Raw genomic sequence first — 21,530 nt, 5'->3', positions numbered from 1 at the left:
CGGCAATTATTCCTTTCAAATTTCCCACTCAGTCTTGACCCTGCTTCTCCTCGATAGCTTCGACTCCTTTACCTATACCCTGGCCGATTATCTGCGCCAGCTGGGAGCCGAGGTGCTGGTGCGCCGCAACGATATACCCCTGGCCGAGCTGCAGGCGCTGGACTTTGCGGGTATTGTGCTATCGCCTGGTCCGGGCACCCCTGCCGCGGCCGGCAACCTGCTGGCGGTTATTGAGGCTTATCACCAGCGCCTGCCTATGCTGGGCGTGTGCCTGGGCCAGCAGGGGCTTGGCGAGTTTTTTGGAGCTACGCTGCGCCGGGCTGCCCGCCCGGTGCACGGCAAGGTATCCGACATTGAGCTGCTCGGCAACGATGCCTGGCTGGCCAGAATGCCCCGCCGCCAGCCCGTAACGCGCTACCATTCGCTGGTGCTGGAAGCCAGTACCTTGCCGGCTTGCCTGCGCCCGCTGGCTTTTACGGCCGATGCCGACCACGAACTAATGGCGCTGCGCCATGTCACCCTGCCGCTGTTTGGCGTGCAGTTTCATCCCGAAGCCCTGCTTACTACCTACGGCCTGCAGTGGCTGGCAAATTGGATAGCCTGTTGTAACATTGCATAGACCAGTTATGGCGTGCTACTTGTTGGGGCGCGCCCTCTAAAACAGCCTGAGCGGTACGCCGAAAAGGCAGCACACACCTGCAAAAGCAAATAGCTTGCTACGCTCGGGGCTTGTTTATTGAATATCAGTTGTATAGTAAAATAATATGGAGCTTCGCCGCCAGCAACAACACGGGTTTGACTATGTCGATGAAGGCCAGGGCCCCGTTTTGCTGCTGCTGCATGGGCTTTTTGGGGCGCTTAGCAACTGGCAGGATGTGGTAGCTGAGTTTGCGCCTGCCTACCGTGTCATTATCCCGGTGCTGCCCGTTTATGATATGCCGCTGCTGCAGGCAACGGTACCGGGCCTGGTCGAGTATGTGGAAAACTTTGTGGAAAAGCTCCGGCTGCCGGCTGCATTTACCCTGCTTGGCAACTCACTGGGCGGCCACGTAGCCCTGGTGTACACCCTGCGCCATCCCGGCCGCGTAAGCAGCCTGGTGCTCACGGGCAGCAGCGGCTTGTTTGAGGACGGGATGGGCGGCTCATTTCCGAAGCGGGGTGACTACAACTTTGTGCGTGAGCGCGTCGGGTATACGTTTTATGACCCTGCCGTGGCTACTAAGGAACTGGTCGATGAGGTATTCGCCGTTACCAATTCCAATGCCAAGTGCCTGCGTATGATTAGTATTGCCCGCTCGGCGCAGCACCATAACCTCGCCGGCGACCTGCACCGCATTCAGGCGCCGACGCTACTGGTGTGGGGCCTGAACGATACCATCACGCCGCCCCCGGTAGCCCACGACTTTGAGCGCCTGCTGCCCCGTGCCGAGCTGCGCTTTCTCGACCATTGCGGCCACGCCCCATGATGGAGCGTTCGGCCGGCTTTAACCGCTACCTGGCTGACTTTCTGCGGCGGGTAGCGCCGTAGCTTCGCCGGCTTGATGAGCGGGCCTGGCGAGCCGGAATAGCCGTCGGGCGAAGACCGGCGTAATTTTTGCCGCTTAGCAACAACCTTTCTGCCACGTTAGTAGTCCTAGTATTTTGCGGGCTTACGTACCGGCCTATGCCGTCTGTTCGGTAGCTTTCAGCGGAAAAATACCGGTTGCGCGTAAGTTTCGCTGGTGCTGGCTTTTGTTGAGCCGCTTGGCTGTTTGTTAGTCGCCTGCTTTTTAGATGCTACCCTTATGCCTGCTCTACTCGCCGAAGACTTACTCAACCAGATGATACCGCCTCTTAAAGGCACTGATACCACAGCCAAAGCTGCCCGTTGGCTCGAAGAGTTTCACGTGGGCCAGCTGCCCGTGCTAGCTGGCCGCCACTACCGGGGCCTTATTACCGAGCACGACCTGGCCGACTACGAAAACCCGGATACGCAGCTGGCCGACCTGGCCCTGGGCTACGCCAACGCGCATGTGCAGCACGACCAGCACTTTTACCGTGTGATGGAGCTGGCCATCGAAAACAAGATTCAGCTGGTGCCCGTGCTCGATGAGCAGCAGGAGTACGCCGGCGTGGTGACGGTGAGCGACGCGCTGGCCGCCTTTGGCCCGGTGCCCGGCATTGCCGGGCAGGGCAGCATTCTGGTGCTCACTATGGAAGAGCGCGACTACTCGCTCTCCCAAATTAGCCGCTACGTGGAGGAGAACAATGCCAAAATTCTCTCAGCCCACGTTATTGCCGATGAGCACGACCCCTTCCGCATTCGGCTTACCCTGCGCCTCAATACGGATAACCTGGCGCGTATTACGGCTACCTTAGAGCGCTTCGGCTATATAGTATCGGCCCAGTTTAGCGGGGCTGCGGCGGTGGGCGAAGATGAGCAGGAACGCTTTGACGCGCTCCTGCGCTATCTCAGCGTCTAACTTTACACGGTGAAGTACCGCGCCTGGCTTTCTTTTTTTTACGCGGTACCGTGGCTGCTGGCAGCCGGCATGGGGCTCTTGTTTGCCACCGCTGCGCTGGCCCAGGTGCCTCTGCCACCAGCTTCGGCCGACAGCCTGCGTGCCTTGAGCCGCGAACGCCATCCGCCGCCCCTGGTGCCGGTAGTGGCTCCTACCGATACGCTGGTGCGGGTGGGCGTGTGCCCTGCGCAACGCATACGGGTGGCCGCCATTCTGTTTGCGGGTAACGTCCGGACCCGCGAGCGAACGCTGCGGGCTGAGCTCGATTTTCACGAAGGCGACTCGCTGAGCGTGGCCGAGCTGCCGGCCCGGCTCGAAGCCAACCGCCGCCGCCTGTTCAATCTCCAGCTGTTTCATGCGGTGCTGGCGCAGGCCAGTTGCGGCGGCACCGGCCAGCTTACCATTCTTTTCAGCGTGCAGGAGCGCTGGTATATCCTGCCAACGCCAATTTTTTCGACTACGCCCGGCAATCTAAATGCCTGGTATAGTCGCTCCAACCGCTGGCAGCGCCTCGATTATGGCCTGCACCTCACCGATACCAACTTCCGGGGCCGCGCCGAGCAGGTCACGGCAAATATTCAGTTTGGCTTTAATAGAAAATTCGAATTATTCTATGAAGCGCCCGGCCTGGGCCGCCGCCGACGGGTAGGGGTGGGGTTCGGCATCTCGTATTACCAAAGCCGCAACCTCGACTATATAACGCTCAACGACCGCCTGGTTGACCTGGGTGACCATCCTGAGGAGGATGTATTTGCTATTCAGCGCTTTTATGCCACGGGGGGCTGCGCCTGCGGCATACCGTGCAGCTGGTATCGGCCCTCGACCTTTCTTACCACCGCGAGCAGATAAGCGACCTCATCTACGGGCTGAATCCGGATTATCTGCTGGGTTTGCAGCAGCGTCAGTACTTGGAAGCCAGCCTGATTACCACGCATAATCAGCGAAATACCTTTGCGTATCCGCTCACCGGGCAGTTTTTGCAGGGTGCGCTCACGTTTCGGCAGTTTGTCGGGGCCGAGCGCTCGCCCAGCTACGCTACGCTACGCCTGCATTATTCGCGCTACCTCAGCCTTGGGCATGGGTTGTACTACGCCATTGGTGTAGGGGCCCAAACGCGGCTCTTTGCGCCTGAGCTGGCTTATGCCGATGCCCGGGGCCTGGGTTACACCGTATTGGTGCGGGGCTACGACTACTACGTAGCCGAAGGCCGCTATTCCGGCCTGGTGCAGCAGGGGCTGAGCTTGCGCGCCTGGGCGCCGCCCCGCTCCGTATCCCGTTTGTTGGCAATCCTAAGGTTAATACCCTCCCGCTGGCTGTGTATCTCAATGCTTTTACCGATGCCGGGCTCACTGGCGGCAGCCTGCACCGGGCCCAGCCGCTGCCCAATCAGCTTCCCGACCAGCTGCTGGCGTCGGTGGGCCTGGGCCTACATCTTGTAACGTATTATGACCGCGTGTTTTGCTTCGAGTTGATTCGTACGCTCACAGTGTATCGCAGCACAGGGTTTTTTCTGCGTACCTCTTTCCCAATCTAGGCCGGGTCGTATTACGTTTTTGTTATGAAAATCGCCATTCTGGGCAAGCCCTTCGACGAAGCCGCCGCCCCCTTTATCCAAACCCTTCTGGATGAGCTGGCCGCCCGCCAAACCGAAATTCTGATTGTAGAGGCTTTTCACGAGTTTATGAAGCCGCGCCTGCGCTTGCCCGCTGGCACCACTACCTTTCGCCGTGGCGACTCGCTGCGCGGAGTGCAGTTCGTCCTCAGCATTGGGGGCGATGGCACGCTGCTCGATACTGTTACCTACGTGGGTGCCCAACAGCTTCCCATCCTGGGTATTAACACCGGTAGGCTGGGTTTCCTGGCACCCGTTAACCCCGACCAGATTGTGCAGGCGGTCGATGCACTCTTTAAAGGCCACTTCACGCTCGAAGACCGCAGCTTGCTGCGCGTCGATACCGACCCTGATGTATTCGGGCAATTGAATTTCGGCCTCAACGAGTTCAGCATTCTGAAGCGCGACTCGTCCTCAATGATTGCCGTTCATACGTATATCAACGGCGAATACTTAAACTCGTATTGGGCCGATGGACTGGTTGTATCAACACCAACCGGCTCTACGGGCTATTCGCTCAGTTGTGGCGGGCCGGTTATGCTCCCGCAAACCAACAATTTTATCATTGCTCCCGTATGTCCCCACAATTTAAACGTTCGCCCACTTATTGTATCCGACCAAAGCGTTATCTCGTTTGAGATAGAAGGCCGGGCCACCAGCTACCTGCTGGCCCTCGACTCTCGCTCCGTGCCTATCGAAGCCAGCGTTCAAATGGCCGTTCGCCGAGAAAGTTTTAATGCCCGGTTAGTTAAATTGAATCACGTCAATTTCTTAAGTACCCTGCGTAACAAGCTAAATTGGGGCCTCGACCGCCGTAACCCCACAACTATTATTTAGCTGAAACAGCCTAAATCTTTAATAAAAAAACAGCATAAATTTTTTTAGTTCCCTTTAACTCTTACTTTTGCATTCGCTGTAAGCCACGTCCCGTTAGGTTTGCGCCTTCCTTTGCCTGGTTAATTCTCTACTCTGCGCCTTATGACTAAGTTTTTCACGTATTCCACTGCCCTGCTTGCCGGGCTTACGCTGCTTGGTTCAACGCAGCATGCTGATGCGCAGCAATTCAGCAAGCGCAAGCAGTATACCTCTATCGGGATTAGCCTGAACGCCATGAACTATTTTGGCGACCTGAACCCAGCGACCAACTTCGCCTCGTTTCATCCAGGTGATACACGGCCAAACATAGGACTAAGCATCATGCATCGCTTTTTTCCGCGGGTATCAGGCCGTTTTGCACTTGCCTATGGGGCTATCGGAGCTAATGATAACACGAACGCAGATGCAAACGACCAGAATGCCCGTTTCCGTAATGCCCGGAATATGAACTTCCGGAATCGAATTACTGAAGCTTCTGCTGAAATAGTAGTCGACCTCATCGAAAACCGGAATAACTACCTCAAGCGTCCGGACTTTGTACCCTATCTGTTTTTAGGCGTAGCCGGGTTCCATCACAATCCGGAGGGTATGCGTGCTGATGGCACATACATTCCCTTGCAGCCGTTGATGACTGAGAACGTAAGCTACAGCTTGTGGCAGGTATCCATACCATTTGGTGGCGGCGTACGTTATCGTGTTAACCGCAACATGGATGTCTCGCTCGAAATTGGTTTACGTAAGACTTTTACCGGTTATTTGGACGATGTAAGCGGCAATTATGTGACGCCTACTAATTCAGCTCCTGATGCTCAGTATTTTGCACATGGTATAACGAACCAAGGTACTGCTAAAATTCCTGGACTCGATAATGTAGGTAATAAGCGTGGCCAGGGCAAAGATGACTGGTACACCGTTACTGGCATCTCGCTGAACTACATCCTGAACCCGAAAATCAAAAATCCCAAATTCCGCTAGGCCCTTGCTGGCTGGCTGGACTTTCACCTCACAGTCTGCTGCATGACCGTCTTCCGGTTTCCTTTCTCACTCCTCGCTGGCTTTGTGCTGGCGGGGAGTGCCTTTTTTTGGGCTAGTCCGGCCCTGGCTCAGCATACCAGCGAAATAGGGGTTGGGGTAGGAGCTACGAATTATAAGGGGGAAGTTTCTCCCCAGTTTCAGTGGCAGAATAGTCGCCCCGCCCTTACCATATTTTACCGTCGCGATGTATCAGTGCCGGTTACGCTACGTGGGGGTGTCACAGCGGGCTTCCTGGGCGCCACTGATGCCAATGTAGAAGGGGTCAACGGCGGCGTGCCACCGCTACAAAACTATCGCCAGCTGCACCTTACCGGTGGCCTGGTAGAGGCCTCTGGCGTAGTGGAGTATAATTTTCTTGATTATCATAGTCGCAAAGACCAGCACCGGGTGCATTTTTCACCCTACCTATTTGCCGGCCTGGCGCTCTATTATGCCAGCACAACCGTCACAACCGACAACGTCGCCCTGAAGCCTGCCTTCGACCGGCAGGGCAGTCGGGTAGGAGTTGCTATCCCGGCCGGGGCCGGAATAAAAGTGGCCCTCACCGAGCATTTTAATGTAGGCCTGGAGATGGGTGCCCGCAAAACCTTTACCGATATGCTAGACCATACCGGTGACCAGAGTGCCTTGCTCGTCAATAGCCACGACCAGGACTGGTATTACTATTCTGGTATCAGCGTGTCATATACCTTCTACCAAATTCTTTGCCCTAAGCCTTACGGGAAAGATAAAACCTTGCTGAGGTAAGCAATAAAAAGTTGATTGTAAAGTGCATTTGGCTTGATAGCCAGCTTGTTGAGAATAAAGCCGGGAAGTGGTTTTCAGACCTTGAGGTGAGAGCTGCGGCCTGACTGCAACCCTTTGCGTAACTTGCGGCCTCTTATACGCAAACCGCAACGATGGCCGAACGGTCCGAAATAGACCTCTCTAATATTCCAGCCCATGTCGCCGTTATCATGGATGGTAACGGCCGCTGGGCCAAACAGCGGGGAGGCCTGCGCGTGTTTGGACATCAAAGCGCTATTACGGCGGTGCGCGACACTGTGGAAGAGGCTGCCGAAATAGGGGTTAAGTACCTGACACTGTATGCCTTCTCGACTGAGAACTGGAATCGCCCGGCTATGGAAGTAACGGCACTCATGCAGCTGCTTGTGCATACCATTCGCCAGGAAACCAGTACGCTGCTTAAAAACAGCGTGCGGCTGCAAGCCATTGGTGAAATAAGCAGCCTGCCGGGTAATTGCCAGCGGGAGCTTGCCGAGGCAATTGAGCTAACCAAGGCCGGCACGCGCATGACTCTGGTGTTGGCGCTGAGCTATAGCGGGCGTTGGGACATCACCCAGGCCGGCCAGCGGCTGGCGGCTGATGTAGCAGCTGGTCGCCTGCTGCCAGCCGCGGTAACGGAAGCGACCATCACGGGCTATCTGGCTACGGCTGGTATTCCCGACCCCGAATTACTTATTCGCACAAGCGGCGAGCAGCGCATCAGCAACTTTCTGCTCTGGCAGCTGGCCTATACCGAACTTTATATCACTCCGTTGCTGTGGCCCGATTTCCGCCGCAGTCACTTTCGCGATGCGCTGCGAGCCTACCAAAGCCGTGAACGGCGCTTTGGCAAAACCAGCGAGCAGCTGGCTTCCTGATTTTATTTATGTTGATGATGCGCACCTACTTACGTAGTGGACTATTAAGTTTTTTACTGCTAACTGGCCTGCTGTCGGCCCGGTTGGCGCATGCTCAGGTAGCTGGAACTTCGGCCGATGAGCCGCACAAATATGAGCTGGGCGGCATTACGGTAAGCGGCTCCCGCTACCTCGACCCGAATACTCTGATTGGCTTATCGGGCCTGCGCATCGGGGATGCCGTCAATGTGCCCGGCGATGACATTGGCAAGGCGATTCGTAAAATATGGGCCCAGGGTATTCTGGCCGATATTTCGGTTAGTATTGCCCGTACCGAAGGCAACAAGATTTTCCTGGACTTCAACGTTCGGGAGCGGCCCCGCCTATCCAAGTTTACCTTCGAAGGTATCAGCAAGGGGCAGGCCGAGGAGATTGATAAGAAAATCAAGCTCATTCGTGGTAAGGTAGTTACTGATGCCCTATTGGCTAATACCCGGACGCAGGTCCGTAAGTTCTACAATAACAAGGGCTTCTTGGATGCAAAGGTGGTTATCCGGCAGGTAGCCGACTCGGCGCTATCTAATAGCGTGGCTCTGAAAATTGACGTAGATAAAGGGGCTAAGGTCCGCATTCATGATATTGAGTTTGAAGGTAATAAAGCCTTTAAGGATGGGAAGTTAGCCAAGCAGTTTAAAAAAACCAAAGCCCGGAACTCGTATAAATTTCTGACGCCAGGTAAGTTTCAGCGCTCCGACTTTGAGGACGACAAGCGTAAGCTGGTCGATTTCTACAATAACGAGGGCTATCGCGACGCTGCTATCGTATCGGATACCATTGAACGCGATGAGAAAGGCTTGATTGTGAAGGTGAAAGTGGATGAAGGGCCACGTTACTTCTTCCGGAAAATCACCTGGAACGGCAACTATCTCTACGATAGCAAAACCCTGGGCTCGGTGCTGGGCATTAAGGCCGGCAGCCCCTATAGTAAGGAAATACTGGATAAGCGCCTGAGCTACAACCCTACCGGCCAGGACGTAACTTCGCTCTATATGAACGACGGCTACCTGTTTTTTACCATCGACCCGGTTGAAACGAAAGTAGAAGGCGATTCTATCGACATTGAGATGCGCATTACCGAAGGCGTACAGGCGCGGGTAAAGGACATCAACATCGCGGGCAATACCAAGACGTCGGACCACGTGCTGCGCCGTACGCTGCGCACCCTGCCCGGCGATAAGTTTAACCGCGAGCTGCTTATTCGCTCGCAGCGCGAGATTGCGACGCTCGGCTATTTCGACCCCGAAAAAATCGGCATTAACCCGGTGCCGAACCAGGCCGATGGCACTGTGGATATCAACTATACTGTAGTTGAGAAGCCTTCGGACCAGATTACCCTTTCGGGTGGCTGGGGCGGCTACGCCGGCTTTATTGGTACGGTAGGCCTGGTGTTCAACAACTTTTCGCTGCGCAAAGCCAGCGACTTTCATAACTGGACGCCGGTGCCGGCCGGCGACGGCCAGCGCGTAGCCCTCAACGTGCAGGCCAACGGCTTGCAATACCAAGCGTACTCGTTCAGCTTTACGGAGCCCTGGCTGGGTGGGCGCAAGCCCAACTCATTCTCCTTCAGCCTGAACCGCAGTATTTCGCGCTTAGGGATTAACTTTAACCCCACCACGGGCAGCTTTATCAAGGTGAATAGCGCAACTATCGGCCTCGGCCGCCAGCTACGCGTGCCCGACGACTACTTCTCGCTAAGCAACTCCATCTCGTACAGCCAGTACACCCTCCAGAACTATTCGATTTTCAAGGATTTCAACACGGGCCGGGCCAACAACTTTACGTTTAATACCACGCTTTCGCGCAATAGCATCGACAACCCGACATATACGCGCCGCGGCTCGTCAATTAGCCTGAGCGTGAGTTTGACGCCGCCTTATTCGGCCTTCAAGGGTGCGCACCCCAATACGTATGAGTGGGTAGAGTTTCACAAGTGGATGTTTGACGCCTCGTGGTTTACGCCTATTGTAGGCAAGCTGGTGCTGAACACCCGGGCGCACTTTGGCTTTATCGGCACTTATACGCCCGACCGCACGCCTGGGCCGTTCGAGCGCTTCAAGATGGGTGGAGCCGGCCTGGGCTATGGCGGCGGCGGCTCATTCCTGGTAGGTACCGACTACATCGGCCTGCGGGGCTACGATGACCCCAACGGAGCATTTGCCATTCCAACGGCCCAATCCGGCGCAAGTGGTGGCGTTGCCTACAACAAGTATGTAGCTGAGCTGCGTTATCCCGTCAGCCTCAATCCGGCAGCTACAGTCTATGTGCTGGGTTTTGCTGAGGCGGGCAATGCCTTTAATAACTCTCAGCAGTACAACCCGTTCAACCTGTACCGCTCGGCTGGCTTTGGTGCCCGCATCTTTATGTCGGCCTTTGGCTTGCTGGGTTTCGACTATGGCCGGGCGTTCGATACTGTGAAGCCACCAGCTAATACTAGCTCCAAGCAGGATTTCAACCACTTTCACTTTATTATCGGCCAGCAGATTCGCTAATTTGCGTGCTGGGCTGAACGTTTAGGCACTTGCCGGTAGTTTGCGGGAGGGCGGCTGTCTTCCCGTAAACAAGACTAAAAAGCCCGGTTCGCTCGTTGAGTAAGCGGCGCTAGTGCCGGCTTCAGCTCCTATTCTTCCTTGTCTCGCATGACCCACGTTGCTCGTTATTTGCTGGCGCTGCTGCTGCTGGGAGCCTTTGTTCCCGCGTGGGGCCAGAAATTCGGTTATATAGATACTGAGTTTATCATGGGGAAAATGCCGGAATACGCGCAAGCCCAGCTGGAGCTGGGCAGGCTCACCGAAACCTGGCAACGGGAGATTGAGGCGCAGAAAAAAGACCTCGATAAGCTTTATCGTACCTACCAGGCCGAAGAAGTGGTGCTCACGGAGGCCATGAAAAAGAAGCGCCAGGACGAGATTCTAAAAAAAGAGCAGGATATTAAAGCCTACGAAGCCAAGCAGTTTGGCTACGAGGGACAGCTCTTTAAGAAGCGCGTTGAGCTCAATAAGCCGGCGCAGGATAAGATTTTTGATGCTGTAGAGAAAGTGGTGAAGGCGCGCAAGCTCGACTTCATGTTTGACCGCAACGGCGACCTGACCATGCTCTACGCCAGCCCCACGCACGATTATACAGAATTTGTGTTGGAAGAGCTGGGCCTCGGCTCGCCTACCCGCAACCAGCCGGGTACTAAAGGCCCCGTGAAGACCGTGAAGCCGCCCCAAACCCCGAATGCCAGCGCTGACCCGGCATTTGAGTCCGATTCGGGCACGCCCGACCCTGTAACCGGCTCCAAAACCCGGTCGGCTAAGGCTGGAAAGGCTGACGCTGGCGGAAAGCCTTAAACTAGTTAACTTTGCAAACCAGAATTTTTTAGACCCTTGACTTTCTTCGTAAACCGCGTGAAAAAACTTCACCTGACCTTCGCCTCCGCGCTACTCGTAGCCGGTTCGTTTTTCGCTCCGAATGCCCAGGCCCAGGCCCCGCTTAAGATTGGCTTTACCAGCGTGGAGTATGTACTGAGCCAGATGCCCGAAAGCAAGCAGATTGAGTCGGACCTGAAAACGTATGGCACCCAGCTGGAAGCCCAGCTGAAGAGCAAGCAAACGGCTTTCCAGACTAAGCTGGACGCGTATCAGAAAGGCGGCGCTGCCATGACGCCCGTTGTGAAAGCTGATACGGAAAAAGAGCTGCAAACCATGCAGCAGGGCCTCCAGGAATTCCAGCAGACCGCCCAGCAGTCGATGCAGCAGAAGCAGCAGACCCTGCTGCGCCCGGTGCTCGATAAGATTCAAAAGAACATTGACGCGGTAGCCGAGGAAAACGGCTACACGTATATCCTGAACTCGGATTCGGGCAGCAATCCCATTCTGCTGCACGGCCCGAAAGAAGGCGACGTATCGGATATCATCTTGAAAAAGATGGGTATTACGCCTACCGCGGCGGCGCCAGCCCCGGCCACCCAGGCCCCCAAGGCTACTGGCTCGGGCATCCCGGCTGCACCAGCCGGCAAAACCAAGACCAAGACCAAATAAGTACTGCCAGCAATTGGCTAAGAAGCCGGGGCCTTTGGCTCCGGCTTTTTTCGTGCCGGCTATCGGGATGCGGCTCAGTTTTATTATATATAATATATGGAATATTTTGCTGAGCTTCCGCTTGACCCAGTGGGTAATGGCCCCGACCTGGAGCCTGATGAAGCAGGGGAGGGCGATGAGCTGTATGAGCACCACCGCATCGTGGCCGACCGGGGGCAGGAGCTGCTGCGCCTCGATAAGTTCCTGCTCAACCGCCTGGCTAATGCCTCGCGCACCAAGATTCAGGATGCTATTCGGGCCGAGGCCGTACAGGTAAATGGCAAGGTAACCAAGCCCAACTACCGGGTGCGCCCGGCTGATATCATTACTATTACCCTGCCCGAGCCACCGCGCACGGGCAAAGTGGTGCCACAGGAGATGGCACTTGATATTCGCTATGAGGATGCCGACCTGCTCATTGTAAATAAGCCGGCTGGGATGGTCGTACACCCCGCATACGGCAATTGGGAGGGAACATTGGTAAATGGGCTGGCGTACCACCTCCAGAACCTGCCTACGGGCCGCAATGGTGAAATCAGGCCGGGGCTGGTGCATCGCATCGACAAGGATACATCCGGCCTGCTCGTCATCGGTAAAACCGAGTGGGCGATGACGCACTTGTCGCAGCAGTTTTTTCATCACACTATCGAGCGCAGCTACCTGGCGCTGGCCTGGGGCCGGTTCGACGATGACGCCGGCACCGTGCGCGGCCACATTGGGCGCAGCCTGCGCGACCGCAAAGTGCAGGCCGTGTACCCCGACGGTAGCCAGGGCAAGCATGCCGTAACCCATTACCGGGTACTCCAGCGCTACGGGCCGGTTACGCTGCTGGAGTGCCGCCTCGAAACCGGCCGCACTCACCAGATTCGGGCGCATATGCAGCATATCGGCCACCCGCTATTCAGCGACGCTACTTACGGGGGCGACCGCATCCGGGTGGGGCAGTCTACCGGCACCTACAAGGCATTTGTAGAGAACTGCTTTGCCCTCATGCCCCGGCAGGCGCTGCACGCCCGTTCGCTGGGTTTGGTGCATCCCAGCACCGGCGAGCGCCTGTTCTTTGAAGCTGAGCTACCCGAAGACTTCACGGCAGTGCTGGCCAAGTGGGAAGCATGGGCCGCCGCTCAATAAACAAAAAGCCCCGCCGTCAGCGTGACAGCGGGGCTTTTTGTTTATTGAGCGGTTGTTACTTCTTTTTAACAGTGGTCGTGGTGGTCTTTTTCACGGTCGAATTGCGGGCGGGCACTCCTTTGATAATTTTCATAGCACCGATAGCATCCGAGTTGGTGGGGTCCAGAGCCAGCACCTTTTCGTAGTACGGAGTAGCTTCTGCCTTGCGGCCGGCTTGCAGGTTGTAGTAGCCGAGGTAGTTGTTGGCTTCTATCAGGCCGTTCTTATACTTGGTCGGGTCGGCGCTGGTTAGCTCGATGTACTTCTCGTAGTACGGCTTAGCCAAGCCCTTCTTCGAGTCGGGGTCGAGGTTGAAGTTGGCCTGCGCACGGGCCTGATAAGCAGGGGCGTAAGTAGGCTTCGCCGTGGTGATGATGTTATACACACTATCAGCCTGCGCATACTGCTTGTTGCCACTATAGGCAGCTCCCAGGCGGAACTGGTCGCTTAGGTCGCCGTAAGGCGTAGCCATTATCTGCTTGTAGGTCCGGATAGCGTTAGCATACTGCTTCTGGGAGTTATAAGTCGTGGCCAGTTCGTGCAGCGCCTCATTTTTCTTGGCAGGGTCGGTAATGCTGGCAATGGATTTTTGCATTACATCGATTGCATCGCTCCCCTTGCCCGTCTTTACCAGAATTTTGCTCCGGTAAGCATTGTCTTCGGGAAGAATTTTTTCGGGTGGCGCAATTTTCAGGAAGTTGTCCATTGCGGCCAGCGCACCATTGTAATCACCCGTCTCATACAGGTCGAAGGCCTTAAGGCGGTTCATCGTGAAGTTATTTGGCTCAGCCGCGAGTACCTTATTCACTTCTACCAGCGACTCCGGGTACTTCTTGCTCAGGTAGAGGAAGGAAGCGTATTCAGCATCGGTTTTAGGCGACTTCTCAGCCATATCCGTGTACTGCTGGAACGTGCTAACCGCCTTATCATACTGTCCTGCTGAGTAATACATTTCAGCCAGCTCCTTGTAAGCGGGCGCATACTTGGGGTCCACGGCAATAGCTTTGTCAAGGCTTTCTTTGGCAGTAGTACCGTTGCGACTGCGTACGCTCAGGATACCTTTCTTCAGGTAAGCTTCCGTGTAGTTCGGATTGGCCGCGATGGCCCGGTCGTAGCTACTCATAGCTTCGCCGCCCCTTGGTCAGTTTTGAGGTAGATATCACCGCGGGCTACCATCAGAGCCGGGTCGTCTTTCCCCTTGCCGAGGGCTTCGGCTGTTTTAACGTATGTAAGCGGCTTGGTAATGTCTTTTACGTCAGACTCGCCGTAGGCCTGCGCAATCATGGTCAGCACCCGGGCGTCTTTATTTTTGGTGGCTTTAGCAGCGGCGTCAAACTTGGCGTCGGCCTCGCCGGCTTTGCCTTTGGCCAGCAATGCCCGGCCTTCGGCTACCATGCCAAACGGTGTAGGGCCAGCGGCGCGGTTGAAGTAATAGGAGGCAGAATCGGGCAAGTCGCGCATCTGGTAAATGCGGCCCAGCTCAAAGTTAGCTTCGGGGCTACTGTTGCCACGCAGGTCAGCACGAGCCTCGTTGTAGCGGCCAAGCTCAATAGCTTTTTGAGCGCTGGCTACAGTTTGGGCGGTGGCGGCCGTAGCGCCGGCCCCTACGGTGAGGGCGGTCAGCAGCAGCGGTTTCCAGGGCTTGAAAGGCATAAGAAGGGAGGGGAAAGTAAACTTAGGGTGAAAGATTGGCGCTTATACTACGCTTAGTGAGCTAAGGTAGTTCACTGGCGTTTGTTGGTGGTAACGATGCGGGCTTGCATGTTAGCGGGCATCAGGCCTGATTTCTGAAAGATGAGCTGGCCCTTTTGCCCGGCCACAAACGATACAAACCCCGAACCGAGCCCGGCCCGCGCTTCCCGGCTGATAGCGTAGATATCACGGCGCAACGGATAGTTCTGCAGCTCTGGGTGTTCCTTCAGCAGCGCAGCCGGTTTAGGAGCCAGGTACACTTGGTAGGGCTGGATGTAATCATCCTTGGTAGGATGCGGGCGGGCCGTGATACTGGCTACCCGAATGCGCCGCAGAAAGCCGCGCACGTTGGGGTCATCGAAGTCCGAAATCCAGTTGACGCCCACTATGCCAATCGCGCTCGGGTGCGCGGCCACGTACTCGATAAGCTTGCGGTTCGATTGCGTAGCCGCAGCCTTGGGGCTCAGGGCGCCCCCGCGCAGCAGCGTGTCGCGCACGAAGCGGCTGGTGCTGCTGCGGTTGGCATCAAACACTACGTTGATGGCCCCCAGCTTCTTTTGCCCGCTCACCTGGCTCCACTGAGCCGTCTGGCCGCTGAAGATGCCCCGCAGCTGGGTTAGTGTGAGCAGCGTGTCGGGGTTGGAAGGGTGCAGAATAATGGCCAGGCCATCAATGCCCACTTTGGTAGCGCGGGGCAGCATATTTTGTTTGTCCAGCTCCTTTTTCTCGTCCGCATTGAGCTCGCGCGACACCACAATGGCCTTTACCTTGTCATTCAGTAGGTCGAGAAAAACGCTGTCCTCGGGTTGATACGTTACTTTTAGGTGCGCATCAACATAGAGTTTTTGAAATGTATCGACCTGCGATTCCATTACAGGAGCAAAGGTTTCGTCGACGCTGATGCCTACATGGCCGCTGGTAGGGGTATCGGTAGCGTCCTCGCTGGTACCGGCCGAGCGGTCGGGGTGGCAGGCGGGCAGCACGCAGGTCGTGAGCAGCAGGGCTGCCAGTATGGCGCGGCCGGGCCGCAATGTTAGTTTAGCTAAAATCATCGGGCGTGGGCTTGCGAAACTGCGTACGAATGGTGCGCACGAAGCGAATGAGGCCATAAAGAATGAATACGGAGCCAAGTACCATACGGGTTTTAGGACCCAGGGGTAGCAAAGCCCCGGCTGCAGAAGGCCGGTGGGCGGTCAGCCAAAGCCAGATACCCAGCGCGGTGTACACCAGCGACATGATGAGGGTGAAGTAGCGAACTATCCGCTGGGGCGAGCCCAGGCGCTCTTCGGTGGTAGGAAGGGGCATGACAAAGCGAAAGTGGTAGAATACCATAACCCGCGCCCGGCTCCGATTTGTTCGGTGCCCGGCGCGGGTTGCTTATTCCGGATGCAAAAAAGGGCATAAAACACCGCTTCTCCTAACTATGGATATTGGCGACCAGCCGCACCTACTGATACTGAAACGTGATAGGCAAGGTAAAGCGCACCGGCACAGCATGCTTGCTCTGGTAGCCGGGCGTCCAGGCAGGCATCTGGCGGATTACCCGCAGGGCTTCTTCATCGAGGCCATAGCCTAAGCCTTTCAAAATTGTAACGTCCGAAATCTGGCCATCGGCTCCTACCACGAAGCTCATAAATACCCGCCCGCTGATGCCAGCTGCCAGGGCAGCCCCTGGGTAGCGCAGGTGGCTGCGCAGGTAGCGCAGTAAGGCTTCCTGCCCACCGGCAAACTCCGGCATTTTTTCGACGTAGCGAAATGGCTCGGTGGGCGCAGGAGTAGCAACGGCAGTTGTGCCGCTTGCCGGGCCAGCGGTACCGGCCACACCGGCATCGTCGGCCGCTATCCCTGGTACCACTGGCCCGGTGAGGCCATCAGCTACCGCTTCGACCGGGGTAGTAACAGGGCGGGGAGGAACCAGCTCATCTTTGGTCACTTGCGTCGGCTGCGTAAGGGCCGGATGCGCCGCAACGGTATGAGGGCGCGCTGGCGCTACCACGGCTGGCTTGGCCTTCTCCACTGTTGCCTGCATGGGCGGAATGATGGGGTCAAGAGCTACTATATGCGGCACCATTACCATCGGGGCCGGAGCCAGCGCCTGCCAGATATTCCAGCCCAGCACCAGGCCAGCCAGCAGCAGCACCGTCAGGCCGCCCGCCGAGGTCAGGTGCTGCTGATAGTCTTGCCGCAGCTGGTAAGCGCCATACGCCTGGTTGCGGCCCTCAAATACTACCTCGTCGAGGCTGTCAGTCAAAAATGCAGGAAGCAGAGACATAGCAGAGTAGTGGAAAAAGTGAAGGGATATTCACCGGAGGCATCCGGCTACCAAGCTGATGCCGGGCTTATACTTTTTCCACACCCTGCCAAAATTATTTTTCAGGCAACATAGCAATACTATAAAAGCAAAAAGGCCCTGGCTGCGAAGCAGTCAGGGCCTTTAGGACAAGCAAAAGGTAGCTTATTGAATTTTCAGCGTTACTGGTACCGTAAACGATACTTTCACTGCCCGGCCATTCTGCTTACCGGGGATGAACTTCGGCAGCGCCTTGATAGAGCGGATAGTTTCGGCGTCAACCGTGCCAGTCAGGCCTTTCACGATTTTTACGTCCGATACGTCACCATTCTCATCTACGGTGAAGCTGGCAAATACACGGCCTTCTACCTGGTTGCGCAGGTCAACGGCCGGGTAGCGGAAGTTTTTCTGGATGGCTGCCACGATGGCACCCATGCCACCGCCACCGGGGAGGGCCGGCATTTGCTCGACGTAGGTGTAGACTTTGTTTTCTACAACTTCTTCGACAACTTTATTGCCTTCGCCGCTCAGGTCGCTCAGGTCGGGGGCATCCGTGTTACCTTTTACGGTTACGGTCGCTACCGTTTTATCCTTCAGCTCTTCCTGGTCGGGTACTTCCTCCTTTTTTACTTCCTCGTCCTTTTTAATTACCGGCGGCGTGAACTTCACGGTCGTCAGCTTGGGCGGGGGGGGCGGCGGAGCCTCGGGGGCGGCGGGGGAGGCGGCGGCTTGGTTTCATCCAAGGGCGGCGCATCCATCAGCACGTTTTCTTTCAGGTTCAGCACTTCCTTGGGCTTACGCTCTTCGAGCATTTTAGCCAAGGCCGGAATGAATACCAGCAGCGCCAGCAAAGCCGTGCCGATGATAAGCGCCCGGGTTACGTGCCGCCCATACATGCGACGCAGTTGAAAAGCGCCGTACTCCTTGTTGCGCCCCTCAAATACGATGTCGTTCAAGCTGGCACTGGCCAGCTGCGCATTGTCCATCATAGCAATTTCTGAGTTTTAATGAGGTCAATGTCTTTTTTCGGGATGTCAATCAGCGCGTACTTCTTCTGATTGGTGATGTTCATCTCATCCAGAATATCAACCATATTCTTATATTTAGCCTCTTTGCCTTCGTGCACGTAGGGCTCAATCAGAATAATGGGTTCGGGCTGTTGGTGCTGACGCTCCAGCAGCACCTTGCGGATGCCATTGGCCGAGAAGTCGGTTACCTTAATCTCGGGCTTGGGTACCGAAGGGTCGGTGGGCTCGTTCAGGCCGAAGAAGTAGAAAACCTTGTTGTCGGGGGCCAGAATGATAGTCACAGCCTGCGACGCCTTGATTTTGGTTTGTTCGTCGTCCTTGAGGTTCTTATCCTTCACCGGCATCGTGAGCTGCATCACGTTGGGCTTGGCGAAGGTGGTGGTGAGCATAAAGAACGTCAGCAACAGGAAGGCCAAGTCAACCATGGGCGTCATGTCGATTTTGGTCGACATTTTCTTGGCCCGCTTTTTACCGCCTTTGCCAGAGTCTTTACTCTGTTGTTGGATTTCTGCCATGATTTCTCAGAATTATTGTCCGATGTATGAAGGCTTCATTTCCAGGCTAGTGAGCAGGTTGAAGCGGTTGATATCCTTTTCCTGCAGGTCTTTGATTACCGTTTGCACGGTTTTCACATCAGCGTTGCCATCGCCCTTAATAACCAAAAAGGTAGGCTTTTTGAACAGGGCAGCGTTGGCTTTACGGGCCTCAATTACCCAGTCAATCATCTGGTTGTTGAGCGAGTCGTAGGGGATGCCGGGCAGGGTCGGGTTCAGGGCCTTGCGCTGTTCGGTATCCTTGTCGAGGTAGCTGGCAAGCTGCGTAATCGGCACACCGAAGTTCGGCATCAGAGAAAATTGCTTAACCTGGGTAGGCGTGAACGTAACGCCGTACTTGGCACCAACAGCCTTGAGGGCAGCTTCTTTCACGGGTGCTTTGTCGTAGCCGAAGAAAACACGCTTGTTTTTATCAACGGTCAGGGTCAGAATGTCGCTGTCGGGAGCGTGCAGGTCCGACGTCGAAGACGGCGGGTCTACTACCACAGCTTCATCGGGGCGAAACTGCGTGGTCAACATAAAGAATGTTACCAGCAGAAACGCCAGGTCAACCATCGGCGTCATATCGAGCGACGGCGAGGTGCGGTGGGGTTTTACTTTAGGCATTGCCGGGAGAGGTTAAAATGACTGGGCGGGGCCATGTACAGCAGGAAGAGGTAGTACTGTCAGCAGGCCGCCAGGCGGGAGCCGCTCACAGGTACCGATGCCACTCGCATGCAAAATGCACACGGGCCCGAAAAAAAAGTTGGGGCGGGGACGGCAAAACGCCTCCGCCCCTCTTTTCGTGCCAGCAGGATTACGACTCCTGACCTGCGTTGCCGTGCTGGGCCGCGAAGGTCTGAATGATGCTGAAGCCAGCCTCATCAATGCTGTAAGTCAGCTCGTCAATCTTGCTGGTAAAGAAGTTGTAGGCTACGATGGCCAGAGCCGACGTACCGATACCGAGTGCCGTGTTGATAAGGGCTTCCGAGATACCGGTTGCCAGGGCCGTTGCGTCGGGGTTACCAGCCTGAGCCAGTGCCGAGAAGGCCTTAATCATACCGAATACCGTGCCGAGCAGACCTACCAGCGTAGCGATAGAAGCCAGGGTCGAGATGATAACCAGGTTCTTTTCGAGCATTGGCAGCTCCAGGGCAGTGCTTTCTTCGATTTCTTTCTGGATAGCGAGCACACGCTGGTCGGTGTTCATCGTGGTTTCGCGGCCCATTTCCTGGTATTTTTTCAGGCCGGCGCGTACTACGTTGGCAACCGAGCCTTTCTGCTGGTCGCAGAGAGCGATAGCACCGTTAATATCGTTCACGTTCAGCTTCTGGCGTACCGAGCGCACAAACGCTTCGATGCTCTGGCTGCCTTTAGCTTTCGAGATAGTAAGAGCACGCTCGATAGAGAAGGTAATAACGCAGAGTAGCATCGTCATCAGGAGCGGTACGATAACCCCGCCCTTGTGCACAATGCCGAGGTAGTCACCCGGCTTCGGGTTGTTCTCCGGGTTGTTGCCCAAGTAGTGGCTCGGGTCGCCCAGTACGAACATAAAGATAATGACGCTGGCGACGAAGGCGAGAACGATAACGATGACCGAAAACAGCGAGGCGCCACCGCTGCTTTTGGCGGGTGCGGCAGCAGCTTTGGGGGCGGCTGGCGCAGCGGGCCGAGCGCCCGGGTTTACAGCATTTTTCTGTTCCATGTGTCCAGTAAGTGTAGGAGGTGGGGGTTGGTTGAAGGGTAAAAAAGAAGGCTATAGGTGCGAGTTAACCAGGGCACAGGACCCAAGACACTGGCGCAAACAGGGGTTTCGGGGCCGAATCTACGCCGAAGGAAGGAAAAATCCGGCCTGCTAAATTTTTTTTTGTGCCGAATACTATTCGGTAAAAGGCCGAAAGTACTCGCTGAACCAGCCTGATGAGCTACTTAACCAGTCACTGAATTTTGGGTGAGGCCCCAACGTAGGAAGCTGCACGAAGGTTAATTGCCCAGGTGGGCGTTAACACCGACGCCGGCTGCCAGCAGCCGCAGCCTCCCCTGGCTCAGCCGTTTAGCCGCCTGGCTGCTTGCGCTTGCTTAGTTACCGGCCGCTTTGGCGGCGTTCCAGTAAACATCCATCTGGGCCAGCGTCATTTCCGACAAATTTTGTCCGTCCTGGGCCGCAGATGCTTCCAGGTACTGAAAGCGGCTGATAAATTTCCGATTCGTGCGTTCCAGCGCTTCTTCGGGGTTAATACCCGCAAAGCGGGCAAAGTTGACGAGCGAAAACAGTAGGTCGCCAAACTCCTTGGCGGCCCGCTCGGCCCGGCCCGCGTCGGCGAGCGGCTGGCCGTTGCCATATTCGGCTCCAAACTCGGCCAGCTCTTCCTGCACTTTCTGCCACACCTGGGTTGGCTCTTCAAAATCAAAGCCGGCGCCCCGGGCTTTTTCCTGAATGCGCATGGCCTTCACCAGTGCGGGCAGGGAGGCCGGCACGCCCCGAGCACGCCGCCGGTGTTGCCTTTTTCCTTTAGCTTCAGCTGCTCCCAGTTGCGCTTTACGGCCTCCTCATCGTCGGCTCGTGCGTCGCTATAAATATGAGGATGGCGATATATCAATTTTTCGCATTGCGCGTTCAGGGCGTCTGCAATGTCAAAAGCGCCCTGCTCGGCCGCGATACGGGCATAAAAAAGCAAGTGCAGCAGCACATCGCCCAACTCTTTTTTGAGGTCGGGCAGGTCGTGTCGCAGAATGGCATCACTCAGCTCGTAGGTTTCCTCAATGGTGAGGTGGCGCAGGCTCTCGAGCGTCTGTTTTTTGTCCCAGGGGCATTCCAGCCGCAAGCGGTCGAGTACATCGAGCAGGCGGCCGAATGCCTCAAGCTGAGCGGGCCGGCGGGCAGCGGTAAGCAGCATATTTTCCATAAAAAAGTAGCAGGCCGAATAATTTTGTTTGACTAAAGCAGGCCGTAGGTACAGGTGGCAGCGTACCTACACAGGCGATTGCTAGAAATGGGGGAAGGTTGCTGTCAACTACCCCAAGGGATAGATAACAGGCCTACAAACGGG

At 56.0% G+C, this 21,530-nt stretch carries 23 protein-coding genes and 1 pseudogene; 13 read left to right on the top strand and 11 right to left on the bottom strand.

What is annotated here, in order from left to right; genetic code table 11:
* Nucleotides 1-34: 34 nt before the first annotated feature.
* The 13 genes from GKZ67_RS16135 to GKZ67_RS16075 all read left to right on the top strand — a co-directional run bounded on the left by GKZ67_RS16135 (nucleotide 35) and on the right by GKZ67_RS16075 (nucleotide 12,898).
* A complete protein-coding gene (locus GKZ67_RS16135; protein WP_173244280.1) occupies nucleotides 35-619 on the top strand; it encodes an anthranilate synthase component II in 585 nt (194 codons plus the stop codon).
* Nucleotides 620-764: 145 nt separating this feature from the next.
* Complete coding sequence (locus GKZ67_RS16130) at nucleotides 765-1,466, top strand: alpha/beta fold hydrolase (protein WP_173244277.1); 702 nt, start codon at nucleotides 765-767, stop codon at nucleotides 1,464-1,466.
* A 318-nt stretch (nucleotides 1,467-1,784) separates the two neighbouring features.
* Nucleotides 1,785-2,462 carry a CBS domain-containing protein gene (locus GKZ67_RS16125; protein ID WP_151086257.1) on the top strand — a complete coding sequence of 226 codons (678 nt, stop codon included), beginning with the start codon at nucleotides 1,785-1,787 and terminating at the stop codon, nucleotides 2,460-2,462.
* Nucleotides 2,463-2,471: 9 nt separating this feature from the next.
* A complete protein-coding gene (locus GKZ67_RS16120) occupies nucleotides 2,472-3,350 on the top strand; it encodes a POTRA domain-containing protein (protein ID WP_173244275.1) in 879 nt (292 codons plus the stop codon).
* Nucleotides 3,302-3,940: a hypothetical protein gene (locus GKZ67_RS16115; protein ID WP_173244272.1), complete on the top strand. Its 639-nt coding sequence runs from the start codon at nucleotides 3,302-3,304 to the stop codon at nucleotides 3,938-3,940. The genes GKZ67_RS16120 and GKZ67_RS16115 overlap by 49 nt, the downstream gene beginning before the upstream one ends.
* Before the next feature lie 119 nt (nucleotides 3,941-4,059).
* On the top strand, nucleotides 4,060-4,950 hold the full coding sequence (locus GKZ67_RS16110; RefSeq protein WP_173244269.1) for an NAD kinase: 891 nt from the start codon (nucleotides 4,060-4,062) through the stop codon (nucleotides 4,948-4,950).
* A 141-nt stretch (nucleotides 4,951-5,091) separates the two neighbouring features.
* On the top strand, nucleotides 5,092-5,964 hold the full coding sequence (locus GKZ67_RS16105) for a DUF6089 family protein (RefSeq protein WP_173244266.1): 873 nt from the start codon (nucleotides 5,092-5,094) through the stop codon (nucleotides 5,962-5,964).
* Nucleotides 5,965-6,006: 42 nt separating this feature from the next.
* A complete protein-coding gene (locus GKZ67_RS16100) occupies nucleotides 6,007-6,771 on the top strand; it encodes a DUF6089 family protein (RefSeq protein WP_173244263.1) in 765 nt (254 codons plus the stop codon).
* A gap of 152 nt (nucleotides 6,772-6,923) precedes the next feature.
* Complete coding sequence (locus GKZ67_RS16095) at nucleotides 6,924-7,667, top strand: isoprenyl transferase (RefSeq protein WP_173244260.1); 744 nt, start codon at nucleotides 6,924-6,926, stop codon at nucleotides 7,665-7,667.
* An 83-nt stretch (nucleotides 7,668-7,750) separates the two neighbouring features.
* Nucleotides 7,751-10,195 carry an outer membrane protein assembly factor BamA gene (gene bamA / locus GKZ67_RS16090; RefSeq protein ID WP_254244880.1) on the top strand — a complete coding sequence of 815 codons (2,445 nt, stop codon included), beginning with the start codon at nucleotides 7,751-7,753 and terminating at the stop codon, nucleotides 10,193-10,195.
* A gap of 147 nt (nucleotides 10,196-10,342) precedes the next feature.
* Complete coding sequence (locus tag GKZ67_RS16085; RefSeq protein ID WP_173244257.1) at nucleotides 10,343-11,038, top strand: OmpH family outer membrane protein; 696 nt, start codon at nucleotides 10,343-10,345, stop codon at nucleotides 11,036-11,038.
* Nucleotides 11,039-11,095: 57 nt separating this feature from the next.
* Nucleotides 11,096-11,728, top strand: coding sequence for an OmpH family outer membrane protein (locus GKZ67_RS16080; RefSeq protein WP_254244879.1), 633 nt, complete (start codon nucleotides 11,096-11,098; stop codon nucleotides 11,726-11,728).
* A gap of 96 nt (nucleotides 11,729-11,824) precedes the next feature.
* Nucleotides 11,825-12,898, top strand: a complete 1,074-nt coding sequence (locus tag GKZ67_RS16075) for an RluA family pseudouridine synthase (protein WP_173244254.1) — start codon at nucleotides 11,825-11,827, stop codon at nucleotides 12,896-12,898.
* Nucleotides 12,899-12,953: 55 nt separating this feature from the next.
* Here the strand turns inward: GKZ67_RS16075 and GKZ67_RS16070 are convergent, their stop codons facing one another.
* From GKZ67_RS16070 to mazG, 11 genes and pseudogenes are all read right to left on the bottom strand, one after another.
* On the bottom strand, nucleotides 12,954-14,060 hold the full coding sequence (locus tag GKZ67_RS16070; RefSeq protein WP_173244251.1) for a tetratricopeptide repeat protein: 1,107 nt from the start codon (nucleotides 14,058-14,060) through the stop codon (nucleotides 12,954-12,956).
* Nucleotides 14,057-14,590 carry a hypothetical protein gene (locus tag GKZ67_RS16065; RefSeq protein WP_173244248.1) on the bottom strand — a complete coding sequence of 178 codons (534 nt, stop codon included), beginning with the start codon at nucleotides 14,588-14,590 and terminating at the stop codon, nucleotides 14,057-14,059. Before GKZ67_RS16065 ends, GKZ67_RS16070 begins: the two co-directional genes overlap by 4 nt.
* A 71-nt stretch (nucleotides 14,591-14,661) precedes the next feature.
* A complete protein-coding gene (locus tag GKZ67_RS16060) occupies nucleotides 14,662-15,681 on the bottom strand; it encodes a PstS family phosphate ABC transporter substrate-binding protein (protein WP_173244245.1) in 1,020 nt (339 codons plus the stop codon).
* Nucleotides 15,668-15,934, bottom strand: a complete 267-nt coding sequence (locus GKZ67_RS16055; protein ID WP_173244242.1) for a hypothetical protein — start codon at nucleotides 15,932-15,934, stop codon at nucleotides 15,668-15,670. Before GKZ67_RS16055 ends, GKZ67_RS16060 begins: the two co-directional genes overlap by 14 nt.
* Before the next feature lie 142 nt (nucleotides 15,935-16,076).
* Nucleotides 16,077-16,901, bottom strand: coding sequence for an energy transducer TonB (locus tag GKZ67_RS16050; protein ID WP_173244240.1), 825 nt, complete (start codon nucleotides 16,899-16,901; stop codon nucleotides 16,077-16,079).
* 183 nt (nucleotides 16,902-17,084) lie between these two features.
* Nucleotides 17,085-17,588, bottom strand: coding sequence for an energy transducer TonB (locus tag GKZ67_RS23790; protein ID WP_229725292.1), 504 nt, complete (start codon nucleotides 17,586-17,588; stop codon nucleotides 17,085-17,087).
* 5 nt (nucleotides 17,589-17,593) lie between these two features.
* Nucleotides 17,594-17,908, bottom strand: coding sequence for a hypothetical protein (locus GKZ67_RS23785; protein WP_254244878.1), 315 nt, complete (start codon nucleotides 17,906-17,908; stop codon nucleotides 17,594-17,596).
* Nucleotides 17,905-18,462 carry an ExbD/TolR family protein gene (locus GKZ67_RS16040; RefSeq protein ID WP_173244237.1) on the bottom strand — a complete coding sequence of 186 codons (558 nt, stop codon included), beginning with the start codon at nucleotides 18,460-18,462 and terminating at the stop codon, nucleotides 17,905-17,907. Before GKZ67_RS16040 ends, GKZ67_RS23785 begins: the two co-directional genes overlap by 4 nt.
* A 12-nt stretch (nucleotides 18,463-18,474) precedes the next feature.
* Nucleotides 18,475-19,107, bottom strand: coding sequence for an ExbD/TolR family protein (locus tag GKZ67_RS16035; RefSeq protein ID WP_173244234.1), 633 nt, complete (start codon nucleotides 19,105-19,107; stop codon nucleotides 18,475-18,477).
* A 190-nt stretch (nucleotides 19,108-19,297) separates the two neighbouring features.
* A complete protein-coding gene (locus GKZ67_RS16030; protein ID WP_173244231.1) occupies nucleotides 19,298-20,185 on the bottom strand; it encodes a MotA/TolQ/ExbB proton channel family protein in 888 nt (295 codons plus the stop codon).
* Between the two features lie 374 nt (nucleotides 20,186-20,559).
* Nucleotides 20,560-21,386, bottom strand: a pseudogene (gene mazG / locus GKZ67_RS16025) (nucleoside triphosphate pyrophosphohydrolase).
* Between the last annotated feature and the right edge of the window lie 144 nt (nucleotides 21,387-21,530).

The sequence above is a fragment of the Hymenobacter sp. BRD67 genome, assembly GCF_013256425.1.
GTDB lineage: Bacteria > Bacteroidota > Bacteroidia > Cytophagales > Hymenobacteraceae > Hymenobacter.
This window is presented reverse-complemented; position numbering and strand designations above follow the sequence as displayed.

Coding starts and splice junctions, on each gene's coding strand:
- GKZ67_RS16130 (WP_173244277.1), top strand. CDS start 765: ATGGAGCTTCGCCGCCAGCAACAACACGGGTTTGACTATGTCGATGAA.
- GKZ67_RS16075 (WP_173244254.1), top strand. CDS start 11,825: ATGGAATATTTTGCTGAGCTTCCGCTTGACCCAGTGGGTAATGGCCCC.
- GKZ67_RS16055 (WP_173244242.1), bottom strand. CDS start 15,934: ATGCCCCTTCCTACCACCGAAGAGCGCCTGGGCTCGCCCCAGCGGATA.
- GKZ67_RS16095 (WP_173244260.1), top strand. CDS start 6,924: ATGGCCGAACGGTCCGAAATAGACCTCTCTAATATTCCAGCCCATGTC.
- GKZ67_RS16125 (WP_151086257.1), top strand. CDS start 1,785: ATGCCTGCTCTACTCGCCGAAGACTTACTCAACCAGATGATACCGCCT.
- GKZ67_RS16060 (WP_173244245.1), bottom strand. CDS start 15,681: ATGATTTTAGCTAAACTAACATTGCGGCCCGGCCGCGCCATACTGGCA.
- GKZ67_RS16030 (WP_173244231.1), bottom strand. CDS start 20,185: ATGGAACAGAAAAATGCTGTAAACCCGGGCGCTCGGCCCGCTGCGCCA.
- GKZ67_RS16065 (WP_173244248.1), bottom strand. CDS start 14,590: ATGCCTTTCAAGCCCTGGAAACCGCTGCTGCTGACCGCCCTCACCGTA.
- GKZ67_RS23785 (WP_254244878.1), bottom strand. CDS start 17,908: ATGATGGACAATGCGCAGCTGGCCAGTGCCAGCTTGAACGACATCGTA.
- GKZ67_RS16110 (WP_173244269.1), top strand. CDS start 4,060: ATGAAAATCGCCATTCTGGGCAAGCCCTTCGACGAAGCCGCCGCCCCC.
- GKZ67_RS16100 (WP_173244263.1), top strand. CDS start 6,007: ATGACCGTCTTCCGGTTTCCTTTCTCACTCCTCGCTGGCTTTGTGCTG.
- GKZ67_RS16035 (WP_173244234.1), bottom strand. CDS start 19,107: ATGCCTAAAGTAAAACCCCACCGCACCTCGCCGTCGCTCGATATGACG.
- GKZ67_RS16105 (WP_173244266.1), top strand. CDS start 5,092: ATGACTAAGTTTTTCACGTATTCCACTGCCCTGCTTGCCGGGCTTACG.
- GKZ67_RS16050 (WP_173244240.1), bottom strand. CDS start 16,901: ATGTCTCTGCTTCCTGCATTTTTGACTGACAGCCTCGACGAGGTAGTA.
- GKZ67_RS16085 (WP_173244257.1), top strand. CDS start 10,343: ATGACCCACGTTGCTCGTTATTTGCTGGCGCTGCTGCTGCTGGGAGCC.
- GKZ67_RS16040 (WP_173244237.1), bottom strand. CDS start 18,462: ATGGCAGAAATCCAACAACAGAGTAAAGACTCTGGCAAAGGCGGTAAA.
- GKZ67_RS16070 (WP_173244251.1), bottom strand. CDS start 14,060: ATGAGTAGCTACGACCGGGCCATCGCGGCCAATCCGAACTACACGGAA.